We start from the raw sequence: 17,272 nt of genomic DNA on the forward strand, positions 1-17,272 counted from the left end.
GCTTTGCTCACGAGAGCTCCGCGGCCGCGACTTCCGGGCCGTCGTTCGCACTGCTCACGAAGACATTCCTTCTTCGCTTCAATCCATTTTACCTCGTCGTCGGCCCGCTCGTTCGTCACTGCGTTCCTCACTCGCGAAGTCTCAAACTCGCACAACCATTTCGCTTGCTGGGAATCGCGACGGTTTAGTCGATGGATGAGTACGTCGCCGATGTTACCGTTTGCCCGCCCTGTCGAGCGGTCTGCTCGCGTGAAGTCGCTAATATCAAATCCTTCCACCTTCAAATTGATACAATCGATTTTTGAGTAGACGGGTACATGTATCTCTGTGAGACAGTCTGCATTGGGTTCCCGCCGTGGATTTCTCCGAACTGCCGGAATCAGTGGTCTCACTCTCACCTCGTCGGCAGTCGTTTCGCTCGCCACTGCATCAGCGATGGTACAGAATTCGGGGTCGGGAAAGCTCGTATTCATTTACGACGACGGAACGACGGCGGATTACGCCGAAACGTACCCCGTCCATCAGGAAGCGGGCGTCCCCGGATGTTTCGCGGTCGTTTCGGGACTGATCGGAACCGAAGGACGACTCACGAAAAACCAACTACTCGACATCAACGCCGCCGGGCACGAAATCATCTCTCACACGATCAAACACAGGGCGTTGGGAAGTCTCGAAGTCACGAAAGATGTCGAGAAAGGCGACGTGAAAGTCTACGGACGTTCGAACCGTTTCGGCGAACTCCCGGGCGACGACGTTCGGATCTTCGATTCCGAAAAGCACGAAACCGTGACCGTTACTGGGAACGGCGCTGACGAAACTGGGGAATACATCACGCTCGAAAGTCCAGTGACGAAGGCGTTCAGCGCAGAGCACGCACGGATTCGCTATTCGGACGAGATATTGAAATCCGCGATCGGCGGCTCGAAAGCGCAGTTGGAAGGGTACGGCGTGCACGTCTCGAATTTTGTCCTTCCCTACGGTGTCAACAGCGACCGCGGGCAAGCGTTGATTCCGAAACACTACTCCGCCGTCGCAAATGCAGTGCGAGGTGATGGTCTGAATCCGATTCGAGGGCTCGACCCGTACAACCTCCATCGGCGCTATTTCAGACCGGACCGGCTGTCGAAACCCGAACTGGAAACGCATCTCGATACGGTGGCAAATAGCGACGTGCTCGCTATTTTCGTCGGTCACAGCGCCTACGAAAGTTTCAGTGCGGAGCGTGTTCGAACGGCAATCCGACTGGCAAAGGAGCGAAACATCGAAATCGTCACGCTTCGGAGAGCACTCGTCGATTTGGGATACGCAAAACCGATGACGACCACGACGCAGCGGTAGGACCTCTTCCCGTACCAATACAACCCGGACTACGCCGCAGAAGACGACGACACGAACTGGACGGTTGAAGTTTAGGTTTGCGATTGCATTCGGTGGACAAAGTGATTCTCTTCCACGACGAATGAAACGGAAAACTGATGGTTTTTCTCGTCCCACTCGCTTTCTCGCTAGCAGATAGTACCACCCTATCGGACGAAGAACTTTATTTCATTATCAGAGATGGACGTGTCACGATGGCAGATGATGACCTGCAGGCCAAAATCGACCCGGCGAACTACTACGACGACCTCGGCGAGGGCGAGTGGGAACGTCTCCAAGAGTCGTTCAAGAACTCGCTGGAGTTCGAGAACACGACCGATTATTTGAGTCAGTATCTTCCCGAATCGGGGCACGTGCTCGACGCTGGCGGGGCCGCCGGGAGGTACTCGATTTGGTTGGCGGAGCGAGGCTACGACGTGACCCTGCTTGACCTTTCGGCGGAGCAGGTCGCCATCGCCAAATCACGGGTTGCTGAACGTGACCTCGAATCGCAGGTTACCATTCAACAGGGTGACATTCGCGACCTGCCGTTTTCCGAAACCCGATTCGATGCGACCCTGTGTCTCGGCGGACCGCTCTCACACATCATCTCGGACGACGAGCGGAGCGAGGCAATCCGCGAACTGAATCGTGTGATGCAGTCGAGTGCTCCCGTTTTCGTCTCCGTGATGGGCTTCGTTTCCGTCGTCCAGAACCTCATCAAGAGCGCGGCCCATTTCGAGGCGGGTGTTCGCCAACTCCCCGAGTTCATCGAGACGGCTACGTATTCGGCCGAACTCGCGAAAAAGTACGAGGACGACGACCCTGCCTTCGTTGAGTGTCACTTCTTCCGCGCGGCGGAACTCCGCAACCTGCTGGAAAAACACGAGTTCGCCGTCGAAGTCGTCGCCGGACTCGAAGGTCCGGCCTCGAACTTCGAAGCTCCGCTGGAAGAGATCGACGCTGACGCGCAAAAGAACGTCACAGAAGTCGTTCGAAAACTGCGCGAAGACCCGACCGTCGCCGACCTGTCGAATCACATCCTCGCGGTCGGACGTGTCGGGTAAATTCGTTTGGCTATCGCGTCGCCCGGTACTCGCCGTGTTTGACACCGAGGAGGAGTGCGATCAGGCCGAACACGAGCATCGAGGGTGCGACCATCATCAGCACCGTACTCGTCGCCATAACTCCCATTCCGATGAGTCCCGCCGTACCGACGGCGACGATTGCCAGCAGTGCCGCGGCGGTCACGGGTAAATTGAACTCCATACCGGACAGTTAGCCGACCAATAGAAAAGGGTTACTCCGATTTCGGCCGCATGAGATTCGCCAAGGTGACGAAGAACCCGAGGAACCAACCCAACGGTACCGCGATGCCGAACCACATGCCGACGTAGGCGAACCCTTCCAGTTCGAACCGGGCGCGGAGAACCTCGTCGATACCGCGATAATCGAGTACGTTATCGAGCAACCACATGGCTAGCGTTTCGCTGTTCGGAAAGACGATCTCCGAGAGCGTCGGCGAGTACAGCGCCGCGACGACGGGCGGCAGGAACAGCGCCGTCATGCCGAACGGATAGGCGAACAGCACCGTCGTGATTCGACCGCCGTACCGACTGGTGAGAGACGCTAGCACCGCTGCGACGGTCGCCACGCCACCCGCGGCGGTGACGGCATAAAACCCCTCCGTCGAAAAGCGGACCCTAGCCAGCGCCGCCAATCCGCCCCAAACGACAACCGAGAGCAGGATGACGCCCAACACGCCGAGACTCGCCGCGGTTCGGTCGATTCGACTCGTGTAATAACGAGTCGCAAACCCGAACAGGACGAACGGATACAGGAGGCCGACCACGAGCGTGCCGACCGTACCCCATATCCGATAGGCTACCTTCCCGGACGTGCTCTGTGGCGTCCACCGTCCGAGTACCGAATGTGCTTGCTGTCGCTGCCGTGGAAAGAACAGCGACATCCACCCGGTATGTAACTGCCGTACGTCGTATCGTATCGCATCGAAGAGTCCTCCCTGACTCGTCCCACGTGACATACCGGAATTTGATTCGGCCAGTCGATATGAAGGTTCTCCTTACCGGTCGTAAAAATGGTCGAGAATAGTACTAAAATAGTCACTCCGCCCGCCGCCCAGAATGGCCGGGATAGTCCCGTTCGAACCGGTCTTCGATCTCCCGTTCGCTGAACTCGATGATGACTGGTCGGCCGTGCGGACAAGCATACGGATTGTCACAATCGTCCAGCGCTGCGAGCAGGCTCACCACGTCGCCGTCCCGGAGCGACGTGTTACCGGTAATCGACGGATAGCACGCTAAATCCGAGATCAGCGTATCGGCCACTGCCTCCGCGGAGTTTCGGTCGTGTTCGTCGGGGTCAGTCGAGACGAACTCGCTCAGCACGTCACGCAGGAGGTCGGGGGCCAACGTTTCGCTGAGGACGGCGGGAACCGTCGTCACTTCGACCGTTCGCTCGCCGGTGAGTGCCGCGTGAAAGCCCAATCGCGCCAGCGCCTCGTCGTACTCCTCGAACAGCGCGGACTCCGCCGCCGTCAGTTCGAGTTCGACGGGCGAAGCGAGCACCTGCGACGTCGTGTCGCCCGCGAACTGGTCACGGAGTCGTTCGTAGTTCACGCGTTCGTCGGCGGCGTGTTGGTCGATGAGCACCAACCCGTCGGGCGTTTCGGCAACGACGTAGGTGTCGTGGAGTTGGCCCAGAACGTCCATTCGTGGTAACCCGTCGAACTCGTCGGTCGATTCCGACGCCTCGGTCAGCGTGCCGGTTTCCGTCGGGGCTTTGAACTTTCGTTCCTGAAACGATCCGCCGGGTTCGTTTCGCGATGTCGGGGATTCACTCGTCGATGACGTTCGGTTCACACCGTGGCTCCCGTCGGTACCTGCGAAACTGGTGGTTTGTGGTCGGTTCTTCTCTGACGGTTCGCTTTCGGCCGACGATGAATCGTTGGCGTTCCTCGTGCTCTCGCTGCTCGATGTCGAACTACTCGTTGCCCGTGTCGAATCGCCGGCCGACGATTCGACCGGCGAAGAGTTGTCGGCCCGACTGTCCTCGTCGCCGACAACCGACGCAGTGGTCTCCGTTTCGTCAGTGGTCGGTTCGTCGACGGTGGCATCGAGTTCGGACTGCATCGATTCGGGTACTACGTCGGTTTCGTCGGGTGCAGAGCGGCCTCGGGGTGCGGACGACCGAACGAGTCCGTTGTCGAGGAGCGCGCTCTCTATCGCGGTGCGGACTGCATCCCGTACCGTTCCTTCGTCGCCGAAACGGACCTCCATCTTGCGAGGGTGAACGTTCACGTCTACCGACTCACCCGGCACCGAGAGGAAGAGCACGGCGAACGGATACCGGTCGGGTGCGAGCTGGTTTCCGTATGCCGAGAGGACGGCTTCCCTGACGACTGACGACCGTACGTAACGCCCGTTGACGTACGTCGCGACGTACTCTCGCGTGCTTCTCGTCGTTTCAGGGTGGCTAACGTACCCCGAAACGTCGAGTTCTCCCGTCCCGTGTTCGATGCTTTCGCCTTCCGCCTCGCTTCCGACCGGAATCATCGCGGTGGCGACTTCACGTCCGTACACGGACAAGATCGTGGATTGGAGGTCACCCTGTCCGGTCGTCGAGAAAACTTCGCGACCGTCGTGTTCCAGCGAGAACGCCACGTCCGGATTGGCCAGCGCGTACTGTGTGACGACTCGATTCACGTGTGCGAACTCGGTCGAGTCGGTTTTCAGGTACTTTTCGCGCGCAGGGGTGTTGAAAAACAGGTCGGTAACTTCGACCGTCGTCCCTACCGGTCGGCCTGCCGGTTCGACTCCGTCCACTTCACCTCCGTCGAGTCGGAGTTCGGTCCCTGCCTCGCCGCCTCTCGGTTTCGTTCGAATGGTCACCCGCGCAACTGCACCGATGGTGTAGAGGGCCTCGCCGCGAAAACCGAGGGTTGCGACGCCGGATTCCAAATCGTCGATATCCCGTATCTTGCTCGTCGTGTGTTCCTCGACGGCGAGTCTCACGTCCTCTTCGCTCATCCCGATTCCATCGTCCTCGACGACGATTCGGTCCGTGCCGCCGCCGTCGATGCGCACCGAAATCCGCGAGGCATCCGCGTCGAGACTGTTTTCGACCAGTTCCTTGACCACGGAGGCCGGTCGTTCGACGACCTCTCCTGCCGCGATTCGCTGGACGGTTTTCTCGTCCAGTGCCCGAATGTTCGTCTCCCTATCGCTCATTTCTCGTACCGTTTCATTCCGGCGTATTCAACTTTGGCGTGTTCGACCGCGCGAAAGAAGTCGAGATGAGAGAATGACCCACGTGATACTGATCTGGTGGAAAGCGGTGGCGTAGTGTCGTCGCTGGCGACCGGGTTTGCCACGGATTCCTAACAAAACAACACAAGGATTCAAATCGTCCAATATCCGTTTCGGAAACGACCCCTCACGAAGGCCGGAACGCTTACTCGCCTCCGAACCGTGTTACCTAGCGGCATGCAGACGTTCACCGAAACACTGGAAATCGTTGTTCTGGGGGACAACGTCCGGATCGAACTCGTTGACGGGACGATTTACGAGGGGCCTGCGAGTCCTATCGACTACATGCCGGACGAACGCTTCCGACTCGAAATCGAACCCGGCCACGAGCAAATCCGACGGTGCGCGGTCAGCGCGGAGTGTATCGACGGGGAGTGGTCGGTACCGGAAGTTCGCCACTACAGCTTTGGCGACGACGACTGGACCCTCGCAGGGGAGGCCAACGATATCGAAATTACGCGATGACCGCGTCGGACCCGATCCGAGGCCTTTTCGACGATTTTAACGTTCGACGGGATACGTCATGCAGGAACGAATCCACGCATCAGGATTCTCGGGATCGTAGATCATCACGACACGACCCGTTCCGTCGAGATACTCGGTTTGCTTGAGTTCGGTTGCTGATTCGTCAATTGTTGTTGACATGGGGGTGTGTGGGTAGGGGTTTCCGGGGATCGTTACGACCGATTCCACGCGTCCTGACACGTCTCGTCACAGAACGAGTGGAGAACGACCGACTCGCTTTCGGTGGTTTCCGTGACGATGGGAAACCATTCCGTCGTCTCGATGGGGGAGCCACAGTGAGAACAGATCGGTGTTCCCGTTCGGGAGGTGACCTCGGTTCGAGTATCAACGTTCCTGTCCTCTGCGTCGTCCCTCATGTATCGACCGTCGAGAGCAGTTTTGCGGCCACGACTTGATTGTCGGTGATCGTGATTTCGCAACCGGCCATGGTAAACTGGACACACGATTCGATATCACGCTCCGTCGAGATAGTCGGCCGAAAGAGGCGATCCAGTGCATCGGGGTCGATGGTATCGTACAAGGGGCTGAGGTCAAGCGGATCGACACCGTTGACTTGTGAAATCGCACGGATGACCGCTTCACTGACCGCACCGTCTTCGACCGATGTCGTGGCGGAGTTGTCTCGGTTACTCATGCATTCTACGACCGGACCCACGAGTAGTATTGACAAAGCGATTCCAGCTAGTTATGCAGTGAGAAGGATGAGCATGCACTAGGTATCTAGCGAGTCAATACCGTAGAGCTGTCCGAACAACTTTCGCTGTGCCGTTCTGAGATGGTTCATGAACGTCGGTTGTGTGATGCCGAGGGAGGCCGCGACGTCCTGCCCCGATGTTGTTCGTGGCGAGTCGAAAAAACCGCTGAGATAGGCGGTCTCCAACACCTGTCGCTGACGGTCGGTGAGCCGTTTCTCGAACGCGGCGCGGCAGGTTTGAACCGTCTGTACCGGTCGTTCACGGTCGCGTCGTGCGGCGAGTTCGAGATTCGGATAGCGCACTCGGAGTCGCTGGATAAACTCCCTGACTTCCATCGCATGTGGGAGATCGACGACTGCCCGAACGGTGTCTTCGGTCGCCGTGATCGATTCGGGGACCGCACCTCGTTCGACGAGGGCGGACACGAACAATGGTTCCGTGACGGTCACCTCGAACAGCACCTCGTCGTCGTGTTCGCCGACGAGACGACTGTTTTCGACGCCGACGACCTCGTCCAAGTACGCTTCGACCGCGTCTATATCACCTTCCGAAATCGTGATGAACAAGTTGTCCCCCTCCTCTCCGGCGACGATGCCTTCGTACGTGACGTGACAACTACCGGTGGCCGCAAGTCGCTGAAGTAAGTCATCGGAACCGTGGACACGTAGGTCGAGTTCGGTGATTCGATCGGTAAGCAGTCCACGCTTCGTTTCGATCGCGTTGATGGCGTAGGCGATCGTGCTCCCGAGTTCGGCGAACACCGCCTGTGAGAGTTCGTCGAACGCATCCGCCCGACCAGCGTACACGGACAAAACACCGTACGTATGGCCGCGATATTCCAGCGGGATGCCGATTACTGCTTGGTACCCTCGTGCGAGTGCCTCTGCTCGCCAGCCATCGCGCTGGAACCTGTTTGTCGCTCCCGTCACGTCCGCTACGTTCGGTACGGTCGCGAGTTCACCGCTCTGTAGTGCCTGCACGGCGGGTTCAATCGTCTCAGGGTCTGCTTCCAACTCCAGTGGGACGCTGTTCAGGTAGCCACGTTCGATCCCGGCCCACGCTTCGGGGAGTATCCGTGATGCGGATTCGTCCGGCGTCCCAACCCACGCCATCGCGAACCGGTCCGTTGCAGCGAAACGTTCACAGACGTCCCTGACGACGTCCGAACGGGATTCCGCGAGGACGAGAACGTGTTCGATATCGCGGAGTAGTTCAGTCGTTTCGTGAAGTCGCTCCAGACGTGCGGTCTGCTCTTCGAGTTCCAGTTCCCGCTCGCGGAGCGAGGATTCTCGACTCACCCGGTCGAGCGCGGCTTGCGTGGTCGCGGCGAAGATGGTCGCCAGTTCGACCGCATCCGATTCGAAGGTTTCCGGCGTATCATCGACGGATATGAAGACGCCATGAGTTCCGAGCGGGACGTACAGCCCACTTCGAAGGCGCGTATTCGAATTGTAGACGTGTTCGGATTCCCGCACATCGTCGAACACTTTTATCTCACCAGTGACAAAAACCTGCCACGCGATGCTTTCCCCGGCTTCGAACGGCGTCGGTTCTCCGACGAGTTCCGGGACGTCGTCCGAATGAGCGACGGGACGGAGCTCATTCGTCTCCTCGTCGAACATGTAGACGACTACGCCGGGAAGGTCAAGTATCGAGGCACCCACCTCGGCGGTGATTTGAGCGATCGCCTCGGTCGAATCCGCTTCGAGCATTTCCCGTGTCCCAGTGTGGAGGGCGGTGAGCGCCTGTTCGTGACGTGTTCGTGAAGTAACGTCCATCGAAACACCGATGACGCCTGTGACTTCGTCCCCGTCCCACACCGGTTGGTACCACGTTTCGAAGTAGAACTCGTCCATCTTGTGGACGACATCGAACGTCTCGCCAGCCAGCGCTCGCCGAATGTCCGCAACGGCGTCGGGATACTCGGCCAACCAGTCGAAAATCGAGTCGCCGACTGCCTCCCCGGCAGTCGCGTCAAATGCCGATAATCCTCGTCCTTCGGACAACGTGAACGCCCCATCGGAATCGATGGCAAACAGGATAACGGGAACGTTCTCGACGACCGTCCTCAGCCGTTCTTCGTTCTCACGGAGTGCACGCTGTCGTTCGACGCGCTCCGTGATATCGCGGACGACGCCAACGGTCCCATGTCCTCGTCCCTCGTCGTCGGTCGGGAGGGGTTTGAACCGAAGTTCCACCGGAATCGATTCCCCGTCCGCGGCGCACAAATCTATCGTGGCAGACTCCATTTCGGAGGTGCCGTTCAGTAGTCGCTCGCGCATTGCCGTGGTTTTCGTGAGCGTCCCCTCGTCGAGCACCAGTGCGGGCGTACTCCCGAGCAGTTCGTCGCGGCTATAACCGGTCAACGAGACCAACGCGTCGTTGACTGCGGTAAACCGGGACCCCTCGTCCGTCGTGTAAATACCGTCGCCGACCGTCTCGACGATGGTTTCGTAGCGTTCGAGGTCGCGTTCACGCTCTTTTCGATCGGTGATATCGGTGTACACGCCGTACGACCGTTCCCCGGATTCTCCTGGACGAATCGGCACTGACCGCAACAGAAAATCGCGCATGCCGTCCGCGGCCTTCCGTCGAACTTCGTTTTCGAGGTACTCTCCCGTCCTCGTGCGCCGGTTGATTTCGGCCGCTTCCTCAGTGAATTCCGATGGGACGACGACGTCGTCGATGGGGGTTCCCCACACCTCACTGCTGATCACTCCGAAACAGTCCTCAAACGCGGCGTTTACCGACCGGATGAGCGGTACGTCGCCGTCGTATTCGCAGTACACCATCGGGTCACCCGTATTCTCGAACAGTGCCGCAACCCGGTCGCGTTCGATTTGGAGTCGCCGATCACGTTCGACTCGGTCCGAGATATCGCGCATGACACCGACCGTTCCCTCGAACCCCCCGTTTTCGACCGGGAGGGAGGTGAACCGAACCTCGACGGGAACGGGGTCGTCGTCGGCAGTTCTGATGGTGATCTCGTACTTTCCGACGTCGATATCGCCAGCGAGAAGGAGCTCTCGCTGGCGAATCGCCTCTTCGACCGTCTCGTCGTCCGCGATGAGCGACCCGTGTGCGCCGACGAGTTCCGCGCGGGAGTACCCCGTCAACTCCTCCATCGCTTCGTTGACCGAGACAAACCGAAACTCCTCGTCCAGCGCATAGATACCGTCGCCGACCGTCTCGACGATGGTTTCGTAGCGTTCGAGGTCGCGTTCACGTTCCTTTTCGTCCGTGATATCCGTTGCGAATACCGTGACGCCGTCAGGCGAGGGGTAGAGATGCGTCTGCATCCACCTGTCCGTCGTGGAGAGGTACTCTTGGAACGTGTTCGGTTGCTGCGTTTCAAGCGCGGTGGTGATTTCGTCGTACAACTGCGTATCGGTGGCCGCCGGAAACTGCGTCCAGATGTGCTTTCCACTCACTGGTTCCCCGTCGTGTCCCCATTCGGCCGCCGATTCGTACCACGATTCGTTCACGTATGTAAATCGTAACTCCGCGTCGAGCGCGAAAATTATCGTTTCGACGCGGACCAGCGCCTCTTGCCGCTCGCTCGGTTCACTTTCTTCGGTTACGATCCCGAAGAGGAGGTCGTCCTTCGCGATTCGGACGAGTTTACACTCGCCGATACGGGTTTCGTCGGTCGTGGTAAGTGCCACGGGAAGGGTCGTGTCGCCGTCGCCGAGTGCGGTCTGAACTCCCGCTTCGAAGCGCTCTCGGCAGGTATTCGCGACGAGGTCGCGGGCACGACGTGACCCGAGGTCGGAATCCGTCCAGTCGGTCAGTACGGTCACGCGATTCGACCACCACGTGAGGGGTTGGTCGGGTCGAAAGGCGAAGGCGAACACCGTGTCGTCTATCGCCGCGAACAGTGGGGCAAATGACTGCTCTTTACCGCACAGCCACGACGCCACAGCATCGAACCCGTCCGCATCCTGCGACGCCCGTTTGTCGGGGAACGAAGTCATACTCGTTGTGCTCCTCGCTGCTAACAGGGGCTACCTGCAGAGAGGGAGGGAAAGGTGATGAATCCATTGCCACCCGGAACACCATTCGTTACGTACTCTTCGTCCGCTCTCCCTCGTGAGTGCTTATTTTCGGTGATCGGCTTCCTCGACGGCGTCGGGGGCGTAGATGATACCGGCCCCGGTATCGGCGTCGCCCTTGCCGTTGCTGTACCGCGCGGTGTTCTCGATGATACTCTGAACCTGCTTTGCGTTCAAGTCGGGATTGACCTCCCGGACGAGTGCAACGAGTCCAGCGACCTGCGGTGCCGCCATCGACGTGCCCGCGTACCAGGCGTATGCGGTGCCGTCGTTCAGGTCCGGTGGCACGGTCGAGTAGACGAGGTTGAGTGGGTAGGGCCACTCCGTATCGCTCGCGAGCGTTTTTTCGAGCGTCTCGTAGCCACCTCCGGGTGCGCCCACGTCGATGTCGCTGGTGCCGTAGTTCGAGTAAAATACTCGTTCGTTGTTCGGCCCCGTTGCGGAGACGCTGATCGACCCTGGGACGCTGTTCGGGAGGGTGTAGTATCCCTCGTGTTGGAGGTCGGAACTCGCATTCCCTGCGCTGGTCGTGACGACGGTTCCACGCTGAACTGCCGACTGGATAACCTTCTGGTAGCCGACGTGCTCGCCGTCTTTGTGTGCACTGCCCTTGATAACGCCACCGCCGAGGCTCATGTTCGCAGCGTCCGCACCGATGGTCCCCGCGTAGTCGATGGCACTTAGAATATCGAAATCGGTCGTCCACAGCGTCGTTACGGTGACGCTTTCGTCCTCACCATCGCCGTCCGTATCGTACTGATAGTCGTCCAACCGCTTCCAATAGAACACCCGCAGTGGAACCACGTCGGCGTCGGGTGCCATACCCACGATACCGAAGTCTTCGCCCGCGGACGTGTCATCGTGTTTTGCCGTGGCGATACCGGCACAATGGCTGCCGTGGGAGTGAACGTCGTCTGCCGCCATCTGAGACCGGATGGCGGGGGCACCGAGATAGGTGTACGATTCTATCTCTTCGCCACTGGGTGGCAGTCTGGCGTCGATCGTCGTATCGCCGTCGACCGCCGGGCCGCCATCGGGACTCGACGCCCCATCTGCACGGAATAGTCGTCCTCGTTCGACCCGGTTTCGCAGGTCGGGATGGGCAGTGTCGATGCCGGTGTCGATGATGGCGACGGTTCGACCGTCACCTGTCGCGGTATCGTGGGCTTGGAAGGCACCGGTGGTGTCAGCGTGTTTGTCCCACTGGATGTCCGCATACTCCTCGTCGGTCGATTCCTCGGTCGATTGCAGTTTGGGCCCGACCGCCCGATAACCGAGGTTGGATTCGACGTGCTTGACGCCGCTGACGCGCTGAATCGTGGACTTTTCGGCCGCCGCCACGAGCAGGACGCGACCGTCGGCGACGCTGTCTTGTACATCCGCGCCCGACCGTTCGAGTCGTTTTCGAGCACCCTTCCCCCCGACAGTAACGACGAACTGGTCGCGGCCGTCCGCCGCGCTCGCGACGCCCATCGAGGCCAACGCGACGGCTCCGGCACCGACGCTTTTTACGAACGTTCTTCTGTTAAGGTTTGGCATAGCATCTTCATCTCATCCTCCCTGTTAATATATCTTGTTTACAATTTCGAGTTATATCATACGTACACGGAACCGTTTCCCGAATACCGACGATAATCGGCGAAATCGAACCCTTCACTGTCGAATCTGCCCCGGGTCGATGCTTTTAGCAAGCGGTCCGCGATGACGTTCCTCTGAATCTCGCTGGTACCTCCGTAGAACATTACTACGCAGTGATCCCACGTCCGAGTACAGTATCGTTCTTCTATCCTGCATCGGGGACTAGAACACGGGGATTCCAAACAAGCGGCAATCGATAGGGGTCAGCGAATAGGCTATTGGCAGGGTGTGAAAGGATACCAGTGACGAGTGAACAATGGTTCAGAAACCGTTTGACGACATCATCCGTGAACTCGACAGGGCCGACGCGGATGCGTTCGTTCACGTCGGCGACCGATTCGATGACCAGCTTCGATATCTCACCGACTTCTCCGGGCCGGACCGCGACTACGCGTTCGTCCACGTAGCCGGACGGTCGATACTCTGTGCGCCCCGATTGTTCGGTGAGCAAGCACGCCGTGAGTTCGGCGGTGACGAGGTACGAACGAGTGTGCAACAAACAGGGACGACAGCACCGGCCCGAGCCATCGAAACGATTCGGGAGTTCGCCGATGCCCGGCGAATTCTCGTCCCCGGCCACATATCCCACCGGACGGCGACGTCGCTAGAACAGCAGTTCGAACTCATCACGACGGACGCCGATTTCGGTCGTTCGCGGAAAACGCCGGACGAGCGTACCGCAATCGCCGGGGTTCAGGCCGCCGCACAGCGGGGAATGGCCCGTGCAGAAACCGTCCTCGCCGAAACGACGGTTCAGGGCGAAAACCTTCACTGGAAGGACAAACCGCTCACCACGGAACGTCTGCGACGGGAGGTCAACGCCGTCCTTGCACGCCACGGCGTTGGTGACGCCGGAAACACCGTCATCGGTGCTGGGCCGAGTTGTGCGGACCTCCACTTTACGGGCGAAGACGGGATCCGTTCCGGGGAGACGGTGTTGCTCGACATCTCCCCACGCGGTTCGCGTGGCTACTACGGTGACCTCACTCGAACGTTCGTCGTCGGTGATGTCGGCGAGTGGGAACGCGCCGCCTATGACGCCGTTCGAGATGCACAGGACGCCGCCCTCTCGACGCTCGATGCAGGGGCAGGAACCCCCGCCGAGACGGTTCACCGGAGCGTCTCGGAAGCGCTCCAAAGTCATGGGTTCGATGTCGGAGCCGTTTCGGCCGGGATGTATCACGGAACCGGGCACGGTGTCGGACTCTCGCTTCACGAACCGCCATCCCTGTCGAGCGAGGCGCGACTCGAAGTCGGACACGTCGTCACTGTCGAACCGGGGGTTTACGACCCGGAACGCGGCGGCGTTCGAATCGAAGACCTCGTCGTCGTCACGGAATCGGGCTACGAAAACCTCACCGAGTATCCTCGGCGACTTCGACCGACATCGGGTCGATAGCGGCGTTTCAGTTCCGGCAACTGCTGCTCGATACCGAACCGACGAGCCCCACGGTTCCCCGTCGATCGTTTCAACCGAACAGAGGTACCGTCTCAGCTAGGTTCGTTTTCCAGCAACGTCGGATACGTACCGCGTGTACTCGATACGAACACCGACTCCAAAAGGGGAACGTCGCACTTCGACCGAACGCCTACGTCACCGACATCGAGACGGTCGCGCGACGAACTCTCCCGAATCGCGGCCCGTATCCACAAGGAGGCAGGGGCCGAGCACGTTCACAGGTGCGATTGGCCGCCGCTCCTGTTACATATGCAGTCATCGATGCGCATGGGCACGGTCCTCGATTCGAACGCCGAAGCGAAGAACGTAAAGCGCCTGTTCGTCGCCGACCACTCGGCGCTGGCGAACGGTCTGGGGGGCCCGAATCCGACGAACAGTGGGCAGGCACTCGCCCTGCGAACTGCCGACCGAATCGCGGACAGCTACTTCTAACGAGCGGGTTTTTCGGCACGCTATTCGTTCTCGAATCGAACGATAAACGCGAACAGCGAACGTCCCCGCCCTCTGACGGCATTCAATCGCTTTCGAGTCGTTTTTGCCACTCTTGCACTTTCGACATCAACTCGATCGGCGACACGTCGGCGACTTCGACGCCGGAAAGTTCGGACAGCACCGCCTCGGTTTCCGGGTCGAATTTCGCCTCGTCGCTCCCGTTTTCGCTCGCTTCGTCACCACCAGTTCCGGCACCCGAATCGCGTTCTCCCTGCTGGAACTCGCCGCACCCGAGGTCGAAGACGGCCTGCACGGGTTCGTTCGACGCGCCGCCTTTCGCTTCGATTGCCTTCTCCTGGCGCAGTCTGTCGAGCACGTCGCGGGAGCGTTCGACCACCGGAACCGGTACGCCAGCGAGGTCCGCGACGTGAATCCCGTAACTTCGGTTGGTCGGTCCGTCACGAACGGTTCTGAGGAAGGTTACATCGCCATCCCGTTCGTCCGCCGCGACGTGGACGTTCGACACTCGCGGAAGGTGGTCGGCCAGCGTCGTCAGCTCGTGGTAGTGAGTCGCAAATAGGGTGTTCGCGCGAACCTCGTTGTGGAGGTATTCCGTGGCCGCCCAGGCTATCGAAATCCCGTCGTAGGTCGCGGTACCGCGCCCGACTTCGTCCAGAATGACGAGCGAATCCTCGCTCGCGGAATGCAGGATGTTCGATAGCTCCTGCATTTCGACCATGAACGTCGAACGCCCTTGGGCCAACTCGTCCAGCGCGCCGACCCGGGTGAAGATACCATCGACCAGACCGACGCGTGCTTCGTCCGCGGGAACGAAACTGCCGACCTGTGCGAGGAGGGTAATCAGCGCGACTTGGCGCATGTACGTCGATTTCCCCGACATGTTTGGCCCGGTGACGATGAGGAATTCGCGTTCGTCGTCCATTTGAACGTCGTTGGGGACGAACTCGGTTGTCTGTTCCACGACGGGATGACGACCCTGCTGGATGTCGAGTCCGGAGTCCGCGAGTTCCGGGCGGATCCATCCGTTTTCGACGGCGTGAACCGCGAGACTCGCCAACGTATCGAGTTCGGCGAGCGTCCGTCCTACGTCCTGCATGAGTTCCGCGTGGTTCGCGGTTCGCGCTCTGAGTTGCTCGAACAGGTCGTACTCCAGTTCGCCCCGTCGCTCTTCGAGCCGCAGGATTTCGCGCTCCCGCTCGCGGAGTTCGTCGGTGACGTAGCGTTCCGAGTTTTTGAGGGTCTTTATCGCTTCGTACTCCTCGGGAACCTTGTCCGTATCCGATTTGCCGACTTGCAGGTAGTAGCCGTCCGTCTTGTTGCGGTCTACCTGCAGATGCGAGATTCCGGTCCGGGACTTCTCCCGGCTTGCGAGGCTGTCGAACCACTCCAGGTTCTCCTCGTGCTGGTCGATGATTTCGTCCAGTTCCTTGTCGTAGCCTCGGCGGAACAGGCCGCCCTGTGTAACGGTTTTCGGTGGGTCGTCGGCCAACGCCTCGGCCAACTCCTTGCGTAGGCGTTCCGACTGTGCGCCGTCAGGGCGACCCACGAGTTCGGCGAGTGGCGAACTCGACAGGGAGGGTGCGTTCGTAATCGAATCCGCAACCGCCGGGAGTACTGCGAGGCTGTCACGTACTCGAAGTAAGTCGTCCGCATCCGCGCTCCCCGACGTCGCTTTGCTCGCCAGCCGTTCGAGGTCGTATGCGTCCGACAGGGTGTCCCGAATCTCCTCGCGAGCCAGTGCCGACTCGGCGAACGCAGAGACGTTCGACTGCCGTTCACGGAGCAACTCGGCCGACCGTCGTGGACGCTGGAGCCACTCCTTCAACAGGCGACGACCCGCGCTCGTCTTGGTGTGGTCTACCGTCTCGAACAGCGACCCGTTTCGGTCGCCGTGCATCGTTTCCGTGAGTTCGAGGTTTCGCTGGGTCGTCGCGTCGAGTTCGACGTGGTCGTCGGCGTGATAGGACTGGAGACGCGTCATCGAACCGAGAACGCCCGCGCCGGTTTCCTCGACATACGAGAGCACTGCGCCCGCGGCACGTACTTCCCCTCCGTCGTCCGAATCCAAGCCGAGACTGGATATCGTTTCCGCGCCGAACTGCTCGCGGGTGACGTGTTTCGCTTTTCCCGGTGCGAACGCGTTCGCGTCGTGTAGCGAGAGGGACGCGTCGGTTCGTTCCCGAACCCGTTCGAGGAACGAATCGTCGTTGCGAAGTTCGGGGCCGGGTAGCACTTCCGCGGGGTCGAACCGGTAGAGTTCGGTCAGCGCCTTCGAATCCGCGTCGGGGCCGAATACCGAACTGACGAGGAATCGTCCAGTCGTGACGTCCGCGAAGGCCAAGCCGTAACCCTCGTCCACGCGGACGATTCCGGCGAGATATCGGGCGTCCGCTGAGGTCGTTTCGAGCAGTGTGCCCGGCGTCACGACTCGCGTGATTTCGCGAGCGTGGCCGTTTTCCGACTCGTACTGGTCGGCGATTGCCACCCGATAACCGCGTTCGACGAGTTGTTTCATGTACGGCGTTATCTCCGACAGCGGGACTCCCGCCATCGGATAGCTACTGCCGTGACTCGACTTCTGCGAGACGTTCAAATCGAGTACGTCGCCGACCAGTTCCGCGTCGTCGGCGAAAAATTCGTAGAAGTCGCCGACTTGCATCGTCAGCACATCCGCATCGGAGCTCTCCTTCAGTGAGAAAAACTCCCCGACGATGCCGCCCTCGCTCACGGGAGACACCACCGAAGACGGGCAGTCGAAATCATGTA

Annotated in this window: 14 protein-coding genes; 5 read left to right on the plus strand and 9 right to left on the minus strand. The window is 59.8% G+C overall.

Going from position 1 to position 17,272, the window contains the following annotated elements:
* Positions 1-327: 327 nt before the first annotated feature.
* Together OOF89_RS09465 and OOF89_RS09470 are read left to right on the plus strand one after the other, a co-directional pair.
* Positions 328-1,338, plus strand: coding sequence for a polysaccharide deacetylase family protein (locus tag OOF89_RS09465; RefSeq protein WP_266075506.1), 1,011 nt, complete (start codon positions 328-330; stop codon positions 1,336-1,338).
* A gap of 233 nt (positions 1,339-1,571) precedes the next feature.
* Positions 1,572-2,423 (plus strand): class I SAM-dependent methyltransferase, encoded by an 852-nt coding sequence (locus tag OOF89_RS09470; RefSeq protein WP_266075508.1) that lies wholly within the window; start codon positions 1,572-1,574, stop codon positions 2,421-2,423.
* A gap of 10 nt (positions 2,424-2,433) precedes the next feature.
* Here the strand turns inward: OOF89_RS09470 and OOF89_RS09475 are convergent, their stop codons facing one another.
* The 3 genes from OOF89_RS09475 to mutL all read right to left on the minus strand — a co-directional run bounded on the left by OOF89_RS09475 (position 2,434) and on the right by mutL (position 5,606).
* Complete coding sequence (locus tag OOF89_RS09475) at positions 2,434-2,625, minus strand: DUF7333 family protein (RefSeq protein WP_266075510.1); 192 nt, start codon at positions 2,623-2,625, stop codon at positions 2,434-2,436.
* Positions 2,626-2,656: 31 nt separating this feature from the next.
* Complete coding sequence (locus OOF89_RS09480) at positions 2,657-3,400, minus strand: hypothetical protein (protein ID WP_266075512.1); 744 nt, start codon at positions 3,398-3,400, stop codon at positions 2,657-2,659.
* 79 nt (positions 3,401-3,479) lie between these two features.
* Positions 3,480-5,606 (minus strand): DNA mismatch repair endonuclease MutL, encoded by a 2,127-nt coding sequence (mutL, locus tag OOF89_RS09485; RefSeq protein WP_266075514.1) that lies wholly within the window; start codon positions 5,604-5,606, stop codon positions 3,480-3,482.
* Between the two features lie 255 nt (positions 5,607-5,861).
* On the opposite strand from mutL, the gene OOF89_RS09490 reads away from it, so the two are divergent.
* The gene (locus OOF89_RS09490) at positions 5,862-6,149 is read left to right on the plus strand and encodes a hypothetical protein (protein ID WP_266075516.1); all 288 of its coding nucleotides are present in this window, start codon (positions 5,862-5,864) and stop codon (positions 6,147-6,149) included.
* A 36-nt stretch (positions 6,150-6,185) separates the two neighbouring features.
* Here OOF89_RS09490 and OOF89_RS09495 read toward each other — a convergent pair whose 3' ends face one another.
* The 5 genes from OOF89_RS09495 to OOF89_RS09515 all read right to left on the minus strand — a co-directional run bounded on the left by OOF89_RS09495 (position 6,186) and on the right by OOF89_RS09515 (position 12,495).
* Entirely contained in the window at positions 6,186-6,329 is a 144-nt protein-coding gene (locus tag OOF89_RS09495; RefSeq protein ID WP_266075518.1) for a DUF7331 family protein, read from the minus strand.
* 32 nt (positions 6,330-6,361) lie between these two features.
* A complete protein-coding gene (locus OOF89_RS09500) occupies positions 6,362-6,565 on the minus strand; it encodes a DUF7576 family protein (RefSeq protein ID WP_266075520.1) in 204 nt (67 codons plus the stop codon).
* The gene (locus OOF89_RS09505; protein WP_266075522.1) at positions 6,562-6,843 is read right to left on the minus strand and encodes a HalOD1 output domain-containing protein; all 282 of its coding nucleotides are present in this window, start codon (positions 6,841-6,843) and stop codon (positions 6,562-6,564) included. The genes OOF89_RS09500 and OOF89_RS09505 overlap by 4 nt, the downstream gene beginning before the upstream one ends.
* A 78-nt stretch (positions 6,844-6,921) precedes the next feature.
* Positions 6,922-10,878, minus strand: a complete 3,957-nt coding sequence (locus OOF89_RS09510; RefSeq protein WP_266075524.1) for a PAS domain S-box protein — start codon at positions 10,876-10,878, stop codon at positions 6,922-6,924.
* A gap of 123 nt (positions 10,879-11,001) precedes the next feature.
* Positions 11,002-12,495: a S8 family peptidase gene (locus OOF89_RS09515; RefSeq protein WP_266075526.1), complete on the minus strand. Its 1,494-nt coding sequence runs from the start codon at positions 12,493-12,495 to the stop codon at positions 11,002-11,004.
* Positions 12,496-12,850: 355 nt separating this feature from the next.
* Between OOF89_RS09515 and OOF89_RS09520 the strand changes: the two genes are divergently transcribed.
* Together OOF89_RS09520 and OOF89_RS09525 are read left to right on the plus strand one after the other, a co-directional pair.
* Positions 12,851-13,993, plus strand: coding sequence for a M24 family metallopeptidase (locus OOF89_RS09520; protein ID WP_266075528.1), 1,143 nt, complete (start codon positions 12,851-12,853; stop codon positions 13,991-13,993).
* Positions 13,994-14,302: 309 nt separating this feature from the next.
* A complete protein-coding gene (locus OOF89_RS09525; protein WP_266075530.1) occupies positions 14,303-14,485 on the plus strand; it encodes a GMC oxidoreductase in 183 nt (60 codons plus the stop codon).
* A gap of 82 nt (positions 14,486-14,567) precedes the next feature.
* Here the strand turns inward: OOF89_RS09525 and mutS are convergent, their stop codons facing one another.
* A complete protein-coding gene (gene mutS / locus OOF89_RS09530) occupies positions 14,568-17,243 on the minus strand; it encodes a DNA mismatch repair protein MutS (protein WP_407661603.1) in 2,676 nt (891 codons plus the stop codon).
* Positions 17,244-17,272 lie beyond the last annotated feature (29 nt).

Origin of the sequence: Haladaptatus caseinilyticus (assembly GCF_026248685.1) — an archaeon.
GTDB lineage: Archaea > Halobacteriota > Halobacteria > Halobacteriales > Haladaptataceae > Haladaptatus > Haladaptatus caseinilyticus.